The sequence below is a fragment of the Blautia sp. CAG:237 genome, assembly GCF_000436615.1.
Taxonomy (GTDB): Bacteria; Bacillota; Clostridia; order Lachnospirales; family Lachnospiraceae; genus Blautia_A; species Blautia_A intestinihominis.
Genome location: NZ_FR886771.1, coordinates 1 through 567, shown reverse-complemented (window position 1 = coordinate 567; position 567 = coordinate 1). Strand labels below are relative to the sequence as shown.

Sequence of the window (567 nt, the reverse complement as noted above, 5' to 3'; positions counted from 1 at the left end):
TGTTACCTGTACCGGAAGCCTCTTTACTTGCAGTAGAAATCTGCTCAGAAACATCTGCTGCTGCAAAGATCATCTCAGCGTTGGATACACGATAGTTCTCGATGAATACAACTTTCAGTTTGCCTTCGATAGAGGCATCATTGTTTACAACATCTGCTACAGAGTTGATCAGTTTGATGATCTTCTTGGCACGTGCATAACCTGCAGATGCTTTTGCACCGAAGATGAATGTTCTTGGATAGAAATCCATTTCCGGATGTGCCTTAATCTCGTTGTACAGATACATAACGATGTTTCTTGATCTGATCATACAGATAGATTACATGCAGAATGTTCAGAAGCTGACGTTTGTACTCATGAAGTCTCTTAACCTGTACATCGAAGATAGAACGTGGATTTACCTCTACTCCGTTGTGCTCCAGGATGTATTTTGCCAGACGAACTTTGTTCTGGTATTTGATGTTCATGAATTCCTGCTGTGCTTTTTCATCATCAACATAAACTTTCAGTTTGCTGATCTGAGACAGGTCTGTGATCCATTCCGGTCCGATATGATCTGTTACCCAG

1 pseudogene is annotated in these 567 nt (G+C 41.3%); it reads right to left on the bottom strand.

The annotated features are described in order from the left end of the window. Positions 1-567 (bottom strand): annotated as a pseudogene (locus QZL69_RS14045) (glycogen/starch/alpha-glucan phosphorylase); the annotation flags it as partial.